This window comes from Pseudoalteromonas translucida KMM 520 (assembly GCF_001465295.1).
Classification (GTDB): Bacteria; Pseudomonadota; Gammaproteobacteria; order Enterobacterales; family Alteromonadaceae; genus Pseudoalteromonas; species Pseudoalteromonas translucida.
Map to the genome: position 1 here is coordinate 1714720 of NZ_CP011034.1, position 18625 is coordinate 1733344.

19 protein-coding genes are annotated in these 18625 nt (G+C 38.0%); 9 read left to right on the forward strand and 10 right to left on the reverse strand.

Features of this window, described 5'->3' with window-relative positions; translation table 11 throughout:
• Nucleotides 1-48 precede the first annotated feature (48 nt).
• Nucleotides 49-402: a TM2 domain-containing protein gene (locus tag PTRA_RS08085; protein ID WP_011328163.1), complete on the forward strand. Its 354-nt coding sequence runs from the start codon at nt 49-51 to the stop codon at nt 400-402.
• Between the two features lie 111 nt (nt 403-513).
• On the opposite strand, the gene PTRA_RS08090 is transcribed toward PTRA_RS08085, so the two are convergent.
• Nucleotides 514-2031: a leucyl aminopeptidase gene (locus PTRA_RS08090; protein WP_058373377.1), complete on the reverse strand. Its 1518-nt coding sequence runs from the start codon at nt 2029-2031 to the stop codon at nt 514-516.
• Between the two features lie 215 nt (nt 2032-2246).
• Here PTRA_RS08090 and PTRA_RS08095 point away from each other — a divergent pair, with 215 nt between their 5' ends.
• The gene (locus tag PTRA_RS08095) at nt 2247-4061 is read left to right on the forward strand and encodes a protein kinase domain-containing protein (RefSeq protein WP_058373378.1); all 1815 of its coding nucleotides are present in this window, start codon (nt 2247-2249) and stop codon (nt 4059-4061) included.
• A gap of 60 nt (nt 4062-4121) precedes the next feature.
• Entirely contained in the window at nt 4122-4553 is a 432-nt protein-coding gene (locus PTRA_RS08100; protein WP_058373379.1) for a DUF3859 domain-containing protein, read from the forward strand.
• A 116-nt stretch (nt 4554-4669) separates the two neighbouring features.
• On the opposite strand, the gene PTRA_RS08105 is transcribed toward PTRA_RS08100, so the two are convergent.
• The 3 genes from PTRA_RS08105 to acuR form a co-directional block, all read right to left on the reverse strand.
• A complete protein-coding gene (locus PTRA_RS08105; protein WP_058373380.1) occupies nt 4670-5086 on the reverse strand; it encodes a VF530 family protein in 417 nt (138 codons plus the stop codon).
• Between the two features lie 72 nt (nt 5087-5158).
• Nucleotides 5159-6151, reverse strand: coding sequence for an acrylyl-CoA reductase (NADPH) (acuI, locus tag PTRA_RS08110; protein WP_058373381.1), 993 nt, complete (start codon nt 6149-6151; stop codon nt 5159-5161).
• A 47-nt stretch (nt 6152-6198) separates the two neighbouring features.
• Nucleotides 6199-6834, reverse strand: coding sequence for an acrylate utilization transcriptional regulator AcuR (gene acuR / locus PTRA_RS08115; protein ID WP_058373382.1), 636 nt, complete (start codon nt 6832-6834; stop codon nt 6199-6201).
• Between the two features lie 375 nt (nt 6835-7209).
• Between acuR and rmf the strand changes: the two genes are divergently transcribed.
• The gene (rmf, locus tag PTRA_RS08120) at nt 7210-7380 is read left to right on the forward strand and encodes a ribosome modulation factor (protein WP_058373383.1); all 171 of its coding nucleotides are present in this window, start codon (nt 7210-7212) and stop codon (nt 7378-7380) included.
• Nucleotides 7381-7458: 78 nt separating this feature from the next.
• On the opposite strand, the gene fabA is transcribed toward rmf, so the two are convergent.
• Nucleotides 7459-7974 (reverse strand): bifunctional 3-hydroxydecanoyl-ACP dehydratase/trans-2-decenoyl-ACP isomerase, encoded by a 516-nt coding sequence (gene fabA, locus PTRA_RS08125; RefSeq protein WP_058373384.1) that lies wholly within the window; start codon nt 7972-7974, stop codon nt 7459-7461.
• A 203-nt stretch (nt 7975-8177) separates the two neighbouring features.
• Between fabA and PTRA_RS08130 the strand changes: the two genes are divergently transcribed.
• From PTRA_RS08130 to PTRA_RS08140, 3 genes are read left to right on the forward strand one after another with little or no spacing between them, the layout of a single operon-like run.
• Entirely contained in the window at nt 8178-9035 is an 858-nt protein-coding gene (locus tag PTRA_RS08130) for a 6-carboxytetrahydropterin synthase (protein WP_058373385.1), read from the forward strand.
• Complete coding sequence (locus PTRA_RS08135) at nt 9028-9846, forward strand: M23 family metallopeptidase (RefSeq protein ID WP_058373386.1); 819 nt, start codon at nt 9028-9030, stop codon at nt 9844-9846. Before PTRA_RS08130 ends, PTRA_RS08135 begins: the two co-directional genes overlap by 8 nt.
• A 5-nt stretch (nt 9847-9851) precedes the next feature.
• Nucleotides 9852-10286 carry an acyl-CoA thioesterase gene (locus PTRA_RS08140; protein ID WP_011328175.1) on the forward strand — a complete coding sequence of 145 codons (435 nt, stop codon included), beginning with the start codon at nt 9852-9854 and terminating at the stop codon, nt 10284-10286.
• Nucleotides 10287-10495: 209 nt separating this feature from the next.
• Here the strand turns inward: PTRA_RS08140 and PTRA_RS08145 are convergent, their stop codons facing one another.
• The 5 genes from PTRA_RS08145 to PTRA_RS08165 are packed head-to-tail and all read right to left on the reverse strand — an operon-like array spanning nt 10496 to nt 16091.
• Nucleotides 10496-11818 (reverse strand): Na+/H+ antiporter family protein, encoded by a 1323-nt coding sequence (locus PTRA_RS08145; RefSeq protein WP_058373387.1) that lies wholly within the window; start codon nt 11816-11818, stop codon nt 10496-10498.
• Nucleotides 11815-13797: a transglutaminase TgpA family protein gene (locus PTRA_RS08150; protein ID WP_058373388.1), complete on the reverse strand. Its 1983-nt coding sequence runs from the start codon at nt 13795-13797 to the stop codon at nt 11815-11817. Before PTRA_RS08150 ends, PTRA_RS08145 begins: the two co-directional genes overlap by 4 nt.
• Nucleotides 13794-14783, reverse strand: a complete 990-nt coding sequence (locus tag PTRA_RS08155; protein ID WP_058373389.1) for a DUF58 domain-containing protein — start codon at nt 14781-14783, stop codon at nt 13794-13796. The genes PTRA_RS08150 and PTRA_RS08155 overlap by 4 nt, the downstream gene beginning before the upstream one ends.
• 5 nt (nt 14784-14788) lie before the next feature.
• Nucleotides 14789-15694 carry an AAA family ATPase gene (locus tag PTRA_RS08160; protein WP_058373390.1) on the reverse strand — a complete coding sequence of 302 codons (906 nt, stop codon included), beginning with the start codon at nt 15692-15694 and terminating at the stop codon, nt 14789-14791.
• A 13-nt stretch (nt 15695-15707) separates the two neighbouring features.
• On the reverse strand, nt 15708-16091 hold the full coding sequence (locus tag PTRA_RS08165; protein ID WP_058373391.1) for a response regulator: 384 nt from the start codon (nt 16089-16091) through the stop codon (nt 15708-15710).
• Between the two features lie 429 nt (nt 16092-16520).
• Between PTRA_RS08165 and PTRA_RS08170 the strand changes: the two genes are divergently transcribed.
• Nucleotides 16521-17264, forward strand: coding sequence for a hypothetical protein (locus PTRA_RS08170; RefSeq protein WP_058373392.1), 744 nt, complete (start codon nt 16521-16523; stop codon nt 17262-17264).
• Between the two features lie 251 nt (nt 17265-17515).
• Nucleotides 17516-18475, forward strand: a complete 960-nt coding sequence (locus PTRA_RS08175; RefSeq protein WP_058373393.1) for a sugar-binding transcriptional regulator — start codon at nt 17516-17518, stop codon at nt 18473-18475.
• Nucleotides 18476-18625 lie beyond the last annotated feature (150 nt).

Consider the following 18625-nt stretch of genomic DNA (forward strand, 5'->3'; position numbering starts at 1 on the left):
TACTTAACTACGCTATGAAGCATATTTATAAACAATGGCGAGTTATTAATGAGTGATGCAGCAACATTAAAAAGTGCAGACGAAAAGTTTTGTTCGGACTGTGGAGGCGTAATTAGTTTAAAAGCAGAGATTTGTCCTAAATGTGGGGTAAGACAAACAGCGCAACCTAACTCATTAGGTGGTACTGCGCCCAATGGTAAAAGTAAAATAGCTGCAGCACTGCTTGCGGTATTTTTGGGTGGCTTTGGTGTTCATAAGTTTTACTTAGGGCAAATTGGCTTAGGCTTTATTTATCTGTTGTTCTTTTGGACAGCTATTCCGGCGATCATTGCATTTGTAGAGTTTATTATTTTATTAACCATGAGCGATGAAGCGTTTAATAATAAGTATGGTTACGACTAGAAGGTGTTTGACCTTCTAGGTTAAGGGTTATATTGCTTTAACTAACAATAAAAAACGCCAAAAGCATGTATGCGCTTTTGGCGTTTTTGTGTTTTAGCCTAATGTGTATATTTAATTACTAAGTAGCCATTCACTCAATAAACGCACGCCAAACCCGGTACCGCCTGCAGATACTTCGTCTTTGCCTTTTTTAGCTAATGCATTACCAGCTATGTCAATGTGTACCCAGCGAGTGTCACCGGCAAAATGCTCTAAAAAGCTTGCTGCAGTAGTTGCACCAGGGCCGCTGGAGCCAACATTGGTTAAATCAGCAATATCCGACTTTAAAGCATCTTTATAACCTAAAGGTAGGCGCCATAAGTTTTCGTTAACCTGTTTACCGGCTAAGGTTAATTGCGTCACTAATTTATCATCTTGTGAAAATACTGCCGCATATTCATTGCCAACAGCACCTACTTTAGAGCCTGTTAAGGTAGCTACATCAATCATAATTTCAGGATTAAAGTGCTTGCGCGCATACCACATTGAATCGCTAAGAACCAAGCGGCCCTCTGCGTCGGTATTAAGTATTTCTACACTTAAGCCTTCAGCGGTACGTACTACGTCGCCCGGTGCTACAGCAAATTGCGACACCATGTTAGCGGCCATCCCCATCACTGCAACTACGTTTTTATCTGCTTTAGCAAGGGCCATAGCTTTTACTGTACCCAGCACCGCTGCTGCACCTGCCATGTCTGATTTCATTCGTGCAATAGATGCACCTGTTTTAATGCTGTAGCCGCCAGAGTCAAATGTAATACCTTTACCTATTAGGGCAATAGGTGCGTCGTTAGAGCCTTTATAATGAGCAACTACAAGGCGAGCGCCTTGTTCGCTACCACGACCAACGGCTTCAAGCGCTCCCATGCCTAGCTCTTTTAATTGGGCTGGCTCAAGTACGCTAATAGTAACGCCAAGAGACTCTAATTCTTTAGCTGCATTTGCAAAGTCGACCGGGGTCATGTGGGTAGCAACTTCAGAGGTTAAGTCGCGGGCTAAAAACACCCCTGCTTGAATGCTTTGCAGCAACTGATATGTTTTTTGTGTTTGCTTAGTATTGGTAACATCAAATGTGTAACTAATGGTTTCTGTGTTGGCTTTTTGCTTATACTTTTCAAAGCGGTGGTCACGTAAATTAGCACCATGAGCAAAGTTAGCTGCTAACTCGGCATTATTATTTAAGCCGGTTACGTCATCAAATATTACACTTGCGGTTGTTACTTTATTGCCAAGTAAGCGAGCATGTATATTGCCACCTAATTTTGCAATACGGGCTTTATCTAGTTCTTTTTGTTTACCCGTACCTACCACTAATATACGATCATATTTACTGTTTTGTGGTGCTATAAGTTCGGCAACACTGGCGTAATCGCCCTTAAAATTTTCAATGTCTATTACGCGCTGTAAATGCTGTTTAAACTCTTTATTAAGTGCTTTAAACTGTTTGTTTTTTCCATCTTGGCTATAAAATACGACTAATGTTTGTGCATCTTTGTTTATGTTTGATGAGAAAGTAAACTCAGCTGCGTGCGAACTCATGCCAGCACAAAGCGCTATAGCTAAGGAAGAGGCTTTAATTATGTTTGTCATTGTTTAACCCAAAAGAATACAAAGCCCTGTTTTACCTTATTTTAGCCCAATAGGTTAAGCCCTATACGTTGAATGCGCAATTTATAGCGATATGTAGCCTTTAAATTTAAACGAGCGCTATTACTTGAGATAAAACTTTAAATAAAATAGAGTATTACACAGCTAAAAGGGTTATTAATTTAAGCCGTTATTACTTCCTTAATTGAGAAAATACAGTGCAAGCCAAAGAAATTCGTAACTTTTATATTAACGAAGAGCAATCTGTTTATTTGCTCTCACACCACGATGCTAAAAAGCATCGGCAGTGGCTTAATATATGTATTAAAAAACTTACCTTACTTGGTTACGAAAATGTAGAAATGATTGGCTCAGGCGCTTTTGGTTTTGTATTTGCGGGGCATGACGATACCGGCTTACCTTGGGTATTTAAGTTTTCGCGTATTACACTAGCGCAAAGTATACGCGACCGCCTAGAAGACGAAGCTTACATGCTATCGCAAATTAACAATCCACTTGTACCTGAATTTTATGCATTTGAGCGAATTAAAAAACAAGGTATTTTAATGATGGCTCGCGCTATGGGCGAAGACCTTGAAAAAGTATCGTTAAAAAAAGGCCGAATTGGCGCTGCAAAAATTATGACGCTGGCAGTGCGACTCAGAAACGTGCTGCTCGATCTGCGTAATCATAATACGGGTATAACAGCGCAACCTATTGTGCACGGCGACATTAAACCTTCAAACTTAGTATGGGACGAAGCCAGTGATGCACTGTCGTTAGTGGATTGGGGAAGCTCGGTATACGCGCAAATAGACAGTGACGGCAACCCTATTGCCAGTAATTTTATGGATTTAATGTCGGCAGACCTAAGCACAACTAACGCACGTATGGGCGATGTGTACTTTATTGGTGAAGCACAAATGTCGGGAGAGCAATCATCTCCGCGTTTTGATGAGCAAGGCGTAGCGGCAACTTTGTACGCGCTTGCTTCTGCACAGTCTTGCCGGTTTGGAGTAGACGTTATTCCGGCCAGCAGTTTAGGGCTTCCAATAGAGCTGGCTAAAGTAATTGACGGTATGCTCTCTAAAAACAAACAAGTGAGAAATAGCGCAGGTGACTACTTTATGCGTAACATTACTAATATGGCGAAAGCCTACTTACCCGAGTTGCCTAAAAAAGTAGTTAAAGCCGCTATTCCGTTTTGGTTTAGTTATGACGAAGAGCCCGAAACCGTTGTATACAGTTCACGAAAACAGTTTTTACGCCAAGCGGATCATAAGCAGCAATTACTTGATGTAAACGATGCCCAATTAGATCGTTACTATAAAGAATTTTTGTTTGATACCGGGGATACCGAAAAAGCATTTTTAGCTTCAATTAGTCGTTTAGCAAAATACCCTGCTGTAGGCGGGTTAAGCTTTCATTGGAAAGATGAGTCACTGTTTGTTGAATCATCGCTAATTTTGTATAACGAAACGTTAGCCGCTGCATTTACCGATGCAGTAAATAACACCGTAATGCTGGCACAAGCAATTAGCCAAAAAGGACTGTTTAAATGTTGTTTGTTTGACGCGCGTAAAACTATTCAGCTAGAGCGCGACAGAACCGGCGCTTTTAAGTTTGAAAGTTTACCCGAACTTGATTTTGAAACGGTGAATGTAAATGCCAGTGATGTAACCCGGTCACATTCTTACTTTGAAGATGGTAAAGATCCCGACGAGCAACTACAACTGCCTAAAAAAGTAATTAAATGTGTGTTTGAACTAAACCAAATACATCACACTGGCTGTATTATTTTTGAAGCGCTGCCCGATAGGCTCAAAATACATCATTACTACCGACTGCTCGATGCCAGTAAAGAAGATGAGTTTAGGCGGCTGCTTAATAAGTTGATGCAATACGCAGTTAATATTACCGATGTAGGGGTAGCCGGTTTTATGAAGTTACCTTACAAAAATACTCGTGAGTTTAGTTTGTGTGAGCAGCAGGGCAATCATTACTATCCTAAAAACCCAAAAGTGACAGTTTAAGCATAGAAAATTCAACCATTTAGTTGGTTACAATAAAGGTTAAATATAAAGTTAGGTAATATGGCTAAAATAAAACCGATAATTACGCTGCAAAGCTACGGTATATACTCAACATGGGATAACGACAGTAAAGCATTGCCACAAATAGAGCAATTTACTACTGAGGTCATCGCTACTCTTGATGTTGAATTTGGTTTGATCATAAATATTAAAAAAGCCAAAGGCGAAAAACTACATTACTGTATTTATCATCCTAATATACCTGATGACGAAGGCGATATAATGCCTCCTTTTTCCGGAGTAGTGTATGTTAAAGACAGCGACTGGCATTTTTATTTAGGCGATACTTTATGGCCACCAATTAATAATAAACTTGGTAATTGGCGCATGACCATAGAGTACAATGGCAAACTTATAGCGGATAAAACATTTAATGTAGCACTGGCTACAGAGCGCTCAGATGTAGATTTTTGGCAAGATAGGGGCTACTAAGTTACTAAAGTGGAGTTTATATAGCTGTTGTAGTTAATTTACATGGTATGAGTAGATTAGCGTAATAAAAAAGCCGGCAATGCCAGCTTTAATAGTGTGTACTGTAACCTTGTGGTTTAGTTACCCCAAGGGTTAGTTGAGCTAACACGCTGTTTACGGGTACGCGCACGTTGCTTAGTCTCTTTTTTCTCCATGATACGCTTTGCATCAGTAAAGCTTAACTCACACGGCTCACCAGGTTTATGATCAGCAGGGATCACGCGATCACGCGGTGGTAATTCGTATTGCACATCATCAGGACGTGGTAAGTTTTTAAGGCGATACAAATAAAAGTTATCTACTTTTTCTTGTGCCCACTGTGTTTTACGTAAAAATTTAACCGCAGATTTAAGATCAGGATTATTTTTAAAGCAATTTAGCTGTAAATAAGCGTATAGGAGTTCCCACCCATATTGTTCAACCAGCTCTTCAACCACTTGTTCTAATTTTACGCCTTGCAGTGGGTTATTACTGAAAAGTTCTTGGTTGCTCATAGGTGTTACCTCGTTATTAAAATACAAATTGTATTATAAATTTAATAACGAGGCTTTAACAGAGTAAATAGCTTAACTTTGACAATTAACTACAACACGGCCACGAATTTTACCTTCCATAAGCTGCTCGGCGTTATCAATTACTTGTTCAAGCGTTATTTCAGTCGATATTTTATCAAGGTAATCAGCTACTACCAAAGACGCTAAACGATCCCATGCTTCAATTCGGTCGGCTTTTGGGCGCATTACACTATCAATGCCTATTAATCGAATGCCACGTAATATAAACGGTGCTACAGAGCCTGGTAAATCCATACCTTGTGCAAGTCCACATGCGGTTACAACACCACCGTATTTTAACGAGGCACAAATATTAGCTAAAGTATGGCTGCCCACTGAGTCTATAGCAGCGGCAAAGCGTTCTTTTTGTAGCGGCTTGCCGGGGGTTGAAAGCTCATCACGATTAATTACGTTTGTTGCCCCAAGCTCTTTTAAATAATCACTTTGCTCCATACGTCCTGTGGCAGCGGTTACATTGTAGCCAAGCTTGTTTAGTAAATATATTGCAAAACTACCTACGCCACCATTAGCACCGGTTACCAGTACTTCGCCTGAATCGGGTGTTATGCCTTGTTTTTCAAGTGCAATTACACTGAGCATAGCGGTGTAACCCGCAGTGCCAATTTGCATAGCTTGTTTAGGTGAAATGCCAGCAGGCAAGGGTATTAACCAATCGCTATTAAGTGCTGCTTTTTGAGCAAGCCCACCCCAGTGTTTTTCGCCTACACCAAAGCCATTTAAAATTACCTTGTCGGCACTTTTAAATTCATCGCTGGTGGAGTGGCTCACAGTGCCTACTAAATCTATGCCCGGCACCATAGGAAAACTGCGTACCACAGGACCTTTTCCGGTTATTGCTAAGCCATCTTTATAATTTAAAGTGCTGTATAGCACATCAATATTCACATTTTCATTCGGCAAGTCACTACCATTAATGCTGCTTAAAGAGGCGCTGTAGTTATTATCATCTTTATTAATAACAATGGCTTTAATTGGGTTACTCATGGGATATCCTTTTAGACCGATCGTCTTTTAATTGGTAAAAAAACGCATTAGGTTAGTAATGCGCGTAAAAACATTTCTGTATATAAAGTAAGTGGGGTATTAGACTTAGTGAGCTTGGCACGCATAACCGCACCCTCCCAACCAATCCAAAAATACTCACTCATTAATTGGGTGTTTACACTGCTGGCAATTGTACCTTGCTGCTTTGCTTGGTTTAAACACACCTCTACCAGGTTTTGCCAGCTAGTATAACTTTGCAATAAGCGGGTTTTAAACTCGTCACTTAAGTGATTCAGTTCTTGATTTAAATTACCTACCAAACAGCCACGCTTATAATCGTACTTTTTCATACCTTTAATGGCACTTTGGGTAAAGTTGACTATTCGCTCCAGCGGGGGAACGTCACTTTGTTGTAAATAATGATTAAGTTTGGCAATAAAATAACTGTCGTAAGCATCAACTAGGGCAATACCGTACGCTTCTTTACTTTTAAAGTAATGATAAAAAGAGCCTTTAGGCACGGCTGCTTTTTTTAATATGGTATCGAGACCGGTTGCGCTAAAGCCAAACTCGGTTAGTGTTTCTAGGCCTGTGCGAATAAGTAACGCTTTGGTATCAGCGTTTTCTCTGGCTACTTTGGGTGGGCGACCACGCCTTACTGGAGTTGATGTGTTTTTGTTCATGCATCATATTAGACCGATCGACTTTAAATAATCAAGCGTTAATTGTGTTGTTTATTAAATAAACTAAAAAAATTCAAAAATAGACTGAATTTATTTGGAACTAAGGCTAAATTAGCCGGTCACAATATGTACACAAGAGTGTAATAAAGCGATTGTTTAATCGTGTTTTTAAGTTAGTTTAAACCGGTCAATACAGTGCAAGTACGACCACTTACTTTTTAAAAAGCTAATTCATCATTGCATCAGCAACTTAGTTAAAGTCAAACTAATTAATTGCTTTTATAATTTGAATTAACCTTTTTTATTAGCTATTCATTACATGTAGATTTCACTAATGCTACAAAATATATAAATACAAAGGTGAGGATATTACCGATGAAGAGACAAAAAAGAGATCGTTTAGAGAGAGCACATTCTCAAGGATTTAAAGCAGGTTTAGCAGGTCGCTCTAAAGAGCATTGTCCCTATCAACAAGTTGATCCAAAATCAGAATGGTTAGGTGGTTGGCGCGAAGCAATAGATAATCGTAATCTTTATAAAACATAGTATATATAACTGAATTTAAGCAAAAATGCCTCCAAGTGGAGGCATTTTTGTATGTGTATTTTAATTATTAACAGTTAATTAAAATGCACTGGTGTCTTGAAATAGACCCACTTTTAAATCTTTCGCTTCGTAGATTACACGGCCATCTACTTCTACCGTGCCATCGGCAACACCCATAAATAATTTACGTTTAATTACGCGTTTCATTACCAGGCGGTAGGTTACTTTTTTAGCGGTTGGTAAAATTTGGCCGGTAAATTTAACTTCACCCACACCTAGCGCACGGCCAAGACCTGGGCCGCCAGACCAACCTAAGTAAAATCCAACTAACTGCCACATAGCGTCTAAACCTAAGCAACCAGGCATTACAGGGTCACCTTTAAAATGGCAGTCGAAAAACCATAAGCTAGGGTCAATATCTAGCTCAGCAACAATTTCGCCTTTACCGTGTATTCCGCCATCGGCAGTAATAGAGGTAATGCGGTCCATCATTAACATATTGTCGCTTGGTAAACGGCAGTTACCTTCACCAAACATTTCACCTTCACCACATAGGATCAAGTCTTCTTTTGTATAGCTATTTTTAGGTTCCATAACACTTATCTTCGCTTATAAATTGCCAACTACTTTAGCGTACACTTGTACGCTGAACAACTCGGATCAGTTAAAAAAGCTAAATTTAGCAGGTTTTTTCATCAATCGATTGGTGTAATTGATTTTAGCCTGATTAAACCGCGCAATTACAATCATAAATCATTATAATTACAGCTGACTTTTAACCTGTTTAAAGGAAATTTATGATCCTTTTTGTTAACTCACTAACAGTGATAGATTTTTCTTACTTGTGTAATAAACGCGGCGCAGTTGGCGAAAGCTGGATTGTTGATTTAACTTTGCATGGCAAACTAAACGATGAGTCTATGGTATTAGACTTTGGGTTAGTTAAAAAGCAAATTAAAGGCATTATAGATGAGTGTATTGATCATCGTTTAGCTGTACCTAATAATCTAAATGGCATGGTTAGCGAGTTTAGCGACCATAAAACATTAGATTGTACTTTTGGTGATAACCACCATTTGGCTATGAGTGCTCCACATCAAGCTTATTGTATGATTAACGCTGATGAAGTAACTATTGCATCGGTTACTGATTTTTTAATAGCGACTATTTTGCCACAGCTACCAGATAATATAGAAAAAATTGAGCTGTCATTAAAGCCAGAGCATAACCAAAGCTATTATTACCATTACAGTCATGGCCTTAAAAAGCATGATGGCAATTGCCAACGTATTATTCATGGGCACCGTTCTCAAATTGGCATTAGCTTAGATGGTATTTCTATGCCACGCTTGCAAAAAGAATGGTCACAAAAGTGGCAAGACATTTATTTAGCCACCGCTGAGGATCAAATTAAGGCAGACGAGTTACAACACGTTAGCGCAAAAGCCGGTGATGTATGTTTTGCATATACTTCAGCGCAAGGCTATTTTGAAATGGCTATTAGCGAATCGCGTTGCGATATTTTACCTAGCGATACCACGGTTGAATGCATTGCCGAATACTTAGCGGGTCAGGTAAAAGCACAGTATCCAGAAAAAGCGGTAAAAATAACGGCCTACGAAGGAGTAGGCAAAGGGTCTATTAGCCATGCTTAAAACATTATTAGCAGCCGTGTTAATTTCCTCTACTAGCTTAAGTGCGATGGCGCTTGAGCTAAAAGGGCAATTAACTCAAGGCGGTTTAGTAACCGGTAATATAAGTAACGCGCAGTCGGTTAGCTTTAACGATAAAGCACTTAAGCTTTCGAGTAAGGGTGATTTTGTATTTGGCTTTGGTCGCGATGCACCAACAAATCACACACTTAAATGGGTTGATAAAGCTGGTGTTGAGCACAGTGAAAGCCTAGTAATTACTAAGCGCGACTATCAAATTGATAAAATTACTGGCGTTGCTAAAAAGTATGTATCGCCGGCTAAAGAACTCAGCGCACGTATAAGTAAAGAGGCTGCTGCGATTAGAGCTGCGCGCCAAGTTAATTCTGACCTATTGTACTTTTTAGATCCTGTGCTAAAACCTGCACAAGGGCGTATATCTGGGGTGTATGGTAGCCAACGTTATTTTAATGGCGAGCCACGCAGACCACATTTTGGCTTAGATATAGCCAATAAAACGGGCACACCTGTGTATGCACCTATAAGTGGCACTGTGGTGTTTTCGCAGCCTGATATTTATTACTCTGGCGGCACACTTATTTTAGACCATGGCCACGGCGTTACTTCTACTTATATTCATTTAAGTAAGCTTGATGTAAAGCTGGGCGATAAAATTGAGCAAGGTAGTAAAATAGCTGAAATAGGTGCAACAGGGCGAGTAACAGGCCCGCATTTAGATTGGCGTTTTAACTGGCAAGGTCAACGCCTTGATCCGGCCTTATTAATGCAAGACAAATTAGCTAATAAAAAGTAGACATTATGACACAAGTAGAGCGCGATGCTATTATCGCGCAACGTATTAAAGATTCCACCACGTCGGTAACTAAAACAGTGTTTCCGGGACGAACTAACCACCACAACACTTTATTTGGTGGCGACGCTTTAGCTTGGATGGACGAGGTTGCTTTTATAGCGGCAACGCGTTTTTGCCGTAAGCCTTTAGTTACCATTTCATCAGATAGAGTAGACTTTAAAGAAGCGATACCTGCTGGAACTTTTGCTGAACTTATAGCTAAAGTAGTGCATGTAGGTAATACCAGTTTAAAAGTTGATGTCGATATACTTCTTGAAACTATGCATAATGACAACAAGCATTCTGCTATTAGTGGCAGCTTTACCTTTGTAGCAGTAAATGATGATCACAGACCAACACCTGTGGTTTGCGATAAAATGATTTATGGTTTTGACAAGTAAAACATTAGAATAAAAAATTTTAATGTTATTAAAAGTAAGCACTTTAAGTAGTGCTTATTTAAAACCCATTAAAGAACACATCATACTATATAGTTATAAATGCTATAAACTAAACAACAGTATAAGTTTTTTTAATAAATAATCAGAGATGGAGGGATAACCTAATCTATTATTAGGTTATCCCTCAATTTAGTTTTACGTTACTTAGATTAAAGTACCATGGCGGCTATCCAGCCAAATATTAATAACGGTATATTAAAGTGAATAAAGGTAGGCACAACTGAGTCCCAAATATGGTCGTGTTGACCATCAGCATTTAGCCCGGAAGTTGGCCCAAGTGTAGAGTCTGAAGCGGGGGAGCCTGCATCACCTAACGCACCGGTTGTTCCCACTAAGGCAGCAGTGGCCATAACCGAAAAGCCCAGCTCTAAACATAAAGGAACAAATAAAGTAGCTATAATTGGCACGGTAGAAAATGAACTACCTATACCCATGGTAATAAACAATCCAACTAATAAAATGACTGCCGCAGCAATGGGTTTATTCCCAGCAAATAACTCAGCGCCACTGTGTACTAAACTAGCCACATGACCTGTTGCTTGCATAACAGCTGCAAACCCTTGAGCTGAAATCATTATAAAACCAATCATTGCCATCATAGCGACGCCTTTACTAAATACGTCACCATTATCTTCCCATTTAACGATACCGAAAACGCTAAAAATCATCACACCAACTAAGCCGCCTAAAATCATTGAGCCGCTAGCATTTTGCGCAATAAGTGAAGCAAGTACAGCAAACAGGCCAACCAACATTACCTTTTTAGGGTTTTCTACCGTGGTTTCTTTACTTTCTATGGTAAGCGGGAGCGCTTTGTAATCACGACGTTTTCTGTAACTAAAAAATATCGCAATTAATAAACCAGCAAACATGCCCAAAGCCGGAATTATCATTGCTATAGGCACTTGGGTATTTATTATTTCTAACCCGTTATCGACTAAATTTTTATGTAGTATTGAATATAAATAAATACCACCAAAGCCATACGGTAGCACCATATAAGAAGTAGCTAAACCAAAAGTTAAAATACAGGCTATGGCACGTCGATCTAGCCTAAGTTTATTAAAAATCACCAGCAGCGGTGGAATAAGAATAGGAATAAAGGCGATATGAACTGGCACTAAGTTTTGCGATGAAACGGCGCAGATCAATATTATAAATAAAATAAAATAACTGAGCAGGGTTTCACTGCCACTTTTTTGTGCATTAACTTTTGCTAATAATTTTGCGGCTAAAATACGTGTTAAACCTGACTTAGAAATAGCCACTGCAAAAGCACCTAACATGGCATAACTTAGTGCTATTTCAGCACCAGCCGACAACCCCGAATTAAAGGCGTCTATACTTTCTTTTAAGCCCAAACCAGCGGTTAAACCAGCAACTAGGGCACTTATTATCATTGCAACAATAACATTTACGCGGACCAAGGTTAGCCCAAGCATTAATAAAACGCCTATAACAACCGCATTCATAGATTTCTCTGTTTCGTAGATTTAATTAATTTTATCAGATATTTTGCCTGAGTTTTACGTTGTTTATTAAATGGTTTCTTAGCATAACGTACTTGGTTAAATAATTGGCTAAACACGATTAATTGTTGCTCAATATGCGGCGCTTGTGCAGCTAAGTGGTGTAATTGTTGGGTAGGCGTTAAATGATCGGCTATCTTAAATTTACGTTTTTTAGCCCATTTTATTAATTGTTCAAACTCTTTAACCATGGGGGCTAATTTAGTCGCGGGCTTAGGCCAATTTAAATAAACAAAATAACTAGCAAATGTCAGCCCTAAAGTAACAATTACAGCCAGCGGTATCAGCCAAATATTCTGGCTGCCAAAAATAGATTTTAAAAATTCGTTTTGTTTTTCATCATCAAAACCAAGTACCCAGCTAGACCACTTATAATCTAAGTTTTCTAGCTCTAGCCTTAACCAGTTAATAGCTGCAAAGTTACTTAAACTAACCAAACCAAAGTCGAGATTACTTTTAAACTCATTATTTAATTCATCATTTTGCGAAAGCGAACCTGTAAGTCTATCGGGCGCAACCACCGCTGTGGCATCAAATATTTGCCAGCCTTCATTATCTAAATACACTTCTACCCATGCATGTGCATCATATTGGCGAACGGACAATGTATTATTATCAGTATTAAGCTCACCACCTAAATAGCCACTGACAACTCTTGCAGGTATACCCGCACTTCTAAAAATATAAGCTGCGGCACTAGCATAGTGCCCACAAAAACCGCGTTGTTGCTCAAACATAAACTGATCAATAGTATTGTTACCGCTCATTGGCGTTGGATTAAGCGTATAACTAAATTTTTTGTCTATAAAGTACTGTAGTAATACAGTATAAAAATCGCGATCGCTGGTTAAATTTTGCTTTAAATTGTGGGCAAGGGCACTTGCTTTGTTATTGTCGTTATTTATTAAATGTTTGTAATGCTTAGTTTGCCACTGTAATAAAGGGGCTAGTGTTAATGCAGAGCTACTTGCTGTGTACTGCACACTTTTAGCTTGGTAATTTTTTTTACGTAATAACCCCAGCGAATTACTCTCTACGTTATCGTTATTACTGGTTGCAAAGTTGAGCCCATATAACCATTTTTGACTTGAGGGCTCGGCAATAATCGAATAGTCGTATTTTGTTAAACTACTAACTTGTTGCGCTTTAGTTTTAATTACGCTGTTATGTTTTAATAAATCGGAAGTGAGCCACGCATTACCGTTAAACTCATCGTGTACTAAGGCTCGCCAATATAGAGGTGCTTTAGGCGCTAGATCATTAAATTTAGCTCTAAAAACCAGTTCATCTGAATTAGATAACTTGGCAATATCAAACGGATCTATTTGCTCAGACAAGCCTGTTTTAGCTAACTTTGGCCCAGGAAGTTGCCAAAATGCCGGCATTTTTGGTAAAAATATTAATAAAAATATCGCCAGCGGTAATGCCAATAATAGTAATTTACCGCTTTGTTTAGATGCGACTTTTAAATTATGTTTTGATTCTAACAAGCCCAATACAGCAAAGTTTAAAATATACAAACTACTCACTACTAAAGTAGTTAAAATACTTTGGTTAAATAAATAAACCGCCGAAAGCGAAAAAAATGTCAGCGTTGTTATTACATGATAATGTTTTTTAGTTTTCGCCTGTAATAACTTAAATAAGCTTGAAAGCAACAACATAGCCACAAATAAAATAACCGTGTCGCTAAATCCCACACTAAAAAGCATTAACCCTAAAGCAAGAGCTGCTAAAGCGTTAGCCAACCAGGCATTAGGTTTAGTTTTATTACTTATGGTTACATAAAAATTCCATGCACAAAGTAATGCTAATACACTAATAAATACAATTGGTAAGTGGGCAGTAAAAAACATTACTAAAGCGCTGTATATAAAACACAGTGAATAATTTATTACCTTTAAGTTTTTTAATGCCGTCACTTTGTATCACCATTAAATGTACTAAGTGCTTCTAAGCAAAGTGTTTTATGTTTCACACCTACGTTGGTAGCTATTATTTTACTTGGTAGTTTTAGCATAAAGGGAGTGTTATTTTCTGTTGCTTCACATACTAAAAAGCACAGCTGGCTTAAGCGTTGCTCGGTATCGCCATGCATTAAATCAAAATCAAATAATGCATCAGCAGCTTTAAAATCAACAAACTCTTTAACTAATAACTGCTGTGTTTTAGCAAAATGTTTCCAAGAAATTCTTTGCAATCCCATTTCAGGCAAGTGCGGTATTAATGTTTCAAACTCTTCACTACCAATTTGTTTGGCAATACCGTTTTCGGCTTGCTCGGCTAGGCTATTAATCTGAGCGTCACTAAACACTTTTTCAAGTGAAGGGTAAACATAAACACGAGTGTGTAATTGAATATAGCTCCACACAGTGATCAAACCAAACGGATAATTACTGGCAATTTTTATTCGCTGTAGTGCGTAACACCCGCGTTTGTTATAAGGTAGTGGTAAGCTTAGCGTTTGGGTTGTATTAGTTATTTCATCATGATTAATTTGCGTTTGTTGATCGCCTTGATAAATTAGCATCACAGATTGGCAAATCGAGGGGCTTTGTACAGTAAACTGAACTTGTGGTTTTTGTGGTGCAAAGCTCGAAAGTGAATTTTTAAAGGTAACAGTTAGCCCTTTTGCATTGCTGTAACCCAGTAGTACAGCAATAATCATAACCACAAACATTAAATAAGCCATGATCAAAATTAAGTTGTTTTGATAGTTAATTCCCATCACAAAATTTAAAATAGCTACACTAATAAAGTAGCAGCCAAGGGATGACGGGAAAACATAAATTGTTTTGTGCTCAAGTGTAATAGACTGCTTTAAATGTTTGTTTTTTAATAATTTATTAAATATCGCACGTTTAAACGACTTAAACAAAGCAGGGCGCTTAGCTGTTTTATTTGGCATAAATGCTATACCGGAACCAAAACAGCTTTTAATATTTGCATAACTTGCGCTTCGCCCGACTCATTATGTAACCCTAAACGGTGCTGACAAACGCTGGCGAAAACGGCTTGCACATCTTCAGGCATAACAAAATCACGACCATCTATATAAGCCCATGATTTAGCTGCTTTTGCTAATGCCATGCTAGCGCGTGGCGATAACGATGCAGCAAAATTATTACTCTCGCGTGTGTAATTTACCAATTCAATAATATAATCAATCACAGGGTTACTTAGCGTAATATTGCTAATTTGAGCTTGGATTTGAGCTAATTGTTGCTCAGTAATGCGTTGTGGAAGCTGGGTGTAATCGCGTTTTTGCATATTTAGTAACAGCCTTTTTTCGGCTTCTTTTGGCGGGAAACCTAGGCTAATACGCATTAAAAAACGATCTAGCTGTGACTCAGGTAAAGGGTAAGTACCTGATTGATGTAATGGATTTTGTGTAGCAATAACAAAAAATGGGGTAGGAAGAGAGTGCTTTTTACCATCAACAGTAACTTGTTGTTCTTCCATTGCCTCTAGTAATGCGCTTTGTGTTTTAGGTCCTGCTCTGTTTATTTCATCTGCTAAAACAACTTGACTAAAAATAGGCCCTTTATGAAAGCTAAAACTGTGTTCATTACTATTAAATACATTAATACCTAATATGTCGGCTGGGAGTAAGTCGCTGGTAAATTGTATTCGTTGGTACGACAAGCCTAAAACGGCTGCCAAGGCATGCGATAGTGTTGTTTTACCCATGCCAGGTAAATCTTCAATTAGTAAATGCCCTTCACTAAATAAGCAGGTAAGTGCGAGCTTAATTTGCTGTTTTTTACCAAAAATAACATTAGATAAATCATCTATAATTGCGCTAACAGAACTTTGCATACTAACCTTATTGTTATTCAATGAGCTCTAAACGCTTCATTACTGTATCTACTTTTTGTACATTAAATGGTTTTGCTATAACCCCTTTAGCACCAAGTTCCCACGTGTTTTCTACATTTTCGAAACTGTTATGGCCAAAACAAATAACAACATGAATATGCGGATAGCGATTATTTATATAAGTTAAAATATCGCTACCTTCAGAATCAGGTATTTCGACATCTAAAAATATAACCTTTGGGGATTTTTCGCTAAGCAGCGGTTTTGCACAATCAAAATCTTCACACTCAAGAATGTCTTCATAACCAAGATCCGTTAAAATTTGGTTTAGATAGTCGCGACTGCTTTTTGTATCATCAATGATTAAAATAGGTTCTAGTGGATGCACAAATTCCATATGTTGGTTACTTCTATAGTTAATACCATTTGAGTACTTTCAATACTAAGCTAACCACCTCATAAGCTCAAGATAGTAACTAAAAAACAATCATTAATAACTAATTTAAATAATTTTTAGCTACTTTGACGTTTTAGTAAGCAAGCAACGCGCATTACTTATCCTTTAATATTATAAAAAATTATGTTGATAGCGTTTAACGCTAAATTCAAACCAACATGAGTTAACAAACCCCGCACTTTAACTTGCTGATATTATAGACTTATTTTGATTTCAAAAATAAATGTGAACTTTTTGTTATTAAAAATGTTGACGCACAGAGTTCTTGCTGGGATTGTGACCACGCAAAGGGCTTATGCTCAAGCGGTGGGTTGGTACTGTACATTTAGAGCCAAACACAGGAACTTATACAACAAAAGAAGCATATTTATGAAAACCAAACATGTATTAACACTCGCGGCCGCAATAGCAACTTATAGTAGCCAGGTGCACAGCAATGATTTTAATTTAGGGTTAGAATTTAAAACAAATCATTTATGGCATGGCTCAATTGTAACGCCAGGTCCAATGGTTGCAGGTGAATTAACTTATAAAACGCAGGATAATAAAACAACCCTAGGTTTATGGGGTGGGTCATCTTTTGATGGAGAGTATCAGGAGTTTACTTATTTTGCTTCTTATAAATTTTCAAAGCAGCTGTTCATTGAAATTGTAAATCATGGTAACCATTCATCAATTAACAATGTAGATATTTTTAACTATTCCAGCGATCCAGATAAAACTGGAAACTTTATTGATATCGGTCTTGGTTATACCTTTGCAGGCGAAATGCCATTATCACTTTACTACTCTGTAATAGTTCAAGGCATAGATACCTATTTAGATGAAAGTTCAGGAAAATATAAACAAGCTTACACTAACTATCTTGAAGCTAGCATGCCCGTGTGGAAGGGTAATGAATTAGATGAGCAAGTATCTGTATTTATTGGTGGTGCTTTTTCTTTTTTAGATCAGCAAAACTTTTATGACGATAACGCCAATATAGTTAACTTAGGTTTTACTTACTCCAAGAGCTTACAAATATTAGAGTATAATTTTCCTATATCGGCAACAGCTATGTGGAACCCCGCGCAAAATAAAGGTGCATTACAGGTCGCATTTACGTTTTTATAATTTTTATAGCTGTTACCAAATTTTATTGACCACTACACATCGACTTATCCGTAATGGAACAATATGCAGTGTGCAAGATATAGCGTTAATTTAATTTCTATTAGTGCAATAACATGAAAATTCGACACTTTTATTCAATGAATGGTATATTTAGAGGGCTAATAACAATTAAATAATTCGTTCAATTAACAAAAATATTTTGCTGTTAATTAATTTTAATAGTCTATTTATTTTGATTTTAAGAGGTTTCAGTGGCCAAGCTATCTAATACAGAAATTAGAAAACTCGATGATGCAGCAAGAGCAGGGTGGTTGTATTATGTTGCAGGTAAAACTCAAGAAGAAATAGCTAAAAAACTTAATACCTCACGCCAGTCGGCACAAAGAATGGTAGCGCTATCTGTTAGCCAAGGATTAATAAAAGTAAGGCTCGATCATCCTATTGCTAAATGTATGGATTTGGCTGAACAAATTAAAACGCGTTTTGGTTTGATCTCTTGTGATGTAGTGCCTAGTGATCCATCAGAGCCTTCATCTACATTGGGTTTGGCACAAGCTGGTGCGGCTGAAATAGAACGCCATTTAAAATCACCACAACCAAAAGTAATTGCAATGGGAACCGGGCGAGTTTTACGTGCGTGCGTAGATGAACTGCGAACACAAGATTGCCAACAACATAAAATAGTAGCCATGTTAGGCAATATGGCATTAGACGGATCGGCATCGCCATACGATGTAGTAGTTAGAATGGCCGAGCATATAAATGCCAAACATTACCCAATGCCATTACCAGTTTTGCCACGCACCATTGAGGAAAAGCAGCTACTGCATTCACAGCAAAACGTTGCTAGCAATTTAAAGTTGGCCACTAATGCAGATGTTACATTTGTAGGCGTAGGTAATTTAGGATTAAATTCGCCACTTCATAAAGACGGTTTTGTTAGCCTTGACGAACTCCAAGAGTTACAACAACAAGGTGCTGTTGGGGAAATGATAAGTTGGGTGTTTGATAAAAACGGTAAGTTATTAGATTGTAATGTTAATCAACGAGTAGCAAGTACGCCATTAAAAATTAATTCTGGAAAACAAATTTTTGCTATAGCTGCCGGAGAAGAAAAAGTGTTAGCCATTTTAGGTGCGCTAAGATCTAAAATGATTAGTGGGCTTATTACTAACGAATGCACGGCCGAGCGCTTACTCAGTATTGAGTAACTTATATTTAAATGAAAACCTGAAATATAAAATTCCATGCATTAAATAATATTAAAGAGCATTAATTGAATTTAAAGGTTAAGCTGAGAATATCTAACCTTAGATAAAAACCTTCATTATGTCCGATACCGTCTAGTATTGGACATTAGG

Bases quoted from the DNA above. Each gene is read 5' to 3' on its own strand.
- PTRA_RS08105 (WP_058373380.1), bottom strand. From the start codon at position 5,086: ATGAGCAACCAAGAACTTTTCAGTAATAACCCACTGCAAGGCGTAAAA.
- PTRA_RS08145 (WP_058373387.1), bottom strand. From the start codon at position 11,818: ATGAATGCGGTTGTTATAGGCGTTTTATTAATGCTTGGGCTAACCTTG.
- PTRA_RS08160 (WP_058373390.1), bottom strand. From the start codon at position 15,694: ATGCAAAGTTCTGTTAGCGCAATTATAGATGATTTATCTAATGTTATT.
- PTRA_RS08085 (WP_011328163.1), top strand. From the start codon at position 49: ATGAGTGATGCAGCAACATTAAAAAGTGCAGACGAAAAGTTTTGTTCG.
- PTRA_RS08140 (WP_011328175.1), top strand. From the start codon at position 9,852: ATGACACAAGTAGAGCGCGATGCTATTATCGCGCAACGTATTAAAGAT.
- PTRA_RS08100 (WP_058373379.1), top strand. From the start codon at position 4,122: ATGGCTAAAATAAAACCGATAATTACGCTGCAAAGCTACGGTATATAC.
- acuR (WP_058373382.1), bottom strand. From the start codon at position 6,834: ATGAACAAAAACACATCAACTCCAGTAAGGCGTGGTCGCCCACCCAAA.
- PTRA_RS08130 (WP_058373385.1), top strand. From the start codon at position 8,178: ATGATCCTTTTTGTTAACTCACTAACAGTGATAGATTTTTCTTACTTG.
- rmf (WP_058373383.1), top strand. From the start codon at position 7,210: ATGAAGAGACAAAAAAGAGATCGTTTAGAGAGAGCACATTCTCAAGGA.
- PTRA_RS08170 (WP_058373392.1), top strand. From the start codon at position 16,521: ATGAAAACCAAACATGTATTAACACTCGCGGCCGCAATAGCAACTTAT.
- PTRA_RS08090 (WP_058373377.1), bottom strand. From the start codon at position 2,031: ATGACAAACATAATTAAAGCCTCTTCCTTAGCTATAGCGCTTTGTGCT.
- PTRA_RS08155 (WP_058373389.1), bottom strand. From the start codon at position 14,783: ATGCCAAATAAAACAGCTAAGCGCCCTGCTTTGTTTAAGTCGTTTAAA.
- fabA (WP_058373384.1), bottom strand. From the start codon at position 7,974: ATGGAACCTAAAAATAGCTATACAAAAGAAGACTTGATCCTATGTGGT.
- PTRA_RS08135 (WP_058373386.1), top strand. From the start codon at position 9,028: ATGCTTAAAACATTATTAGCAGCCGTGTTAATTTCCTCTACTAGCTTA.
- PTRA_RS08165 (WP_058373391.1), bottom strand. From the start codon at position 16,091: ATGGAATTTGTGCATCCACTAGAACCTATTTTAATCATTGATGATACA.
- acuI (WP_058373381.1), bottom strand. From the start codon at position 6,151: ATGAGTAACCCAATTAAAGCCATTGTTATTAATAAAGATGATAATAAC.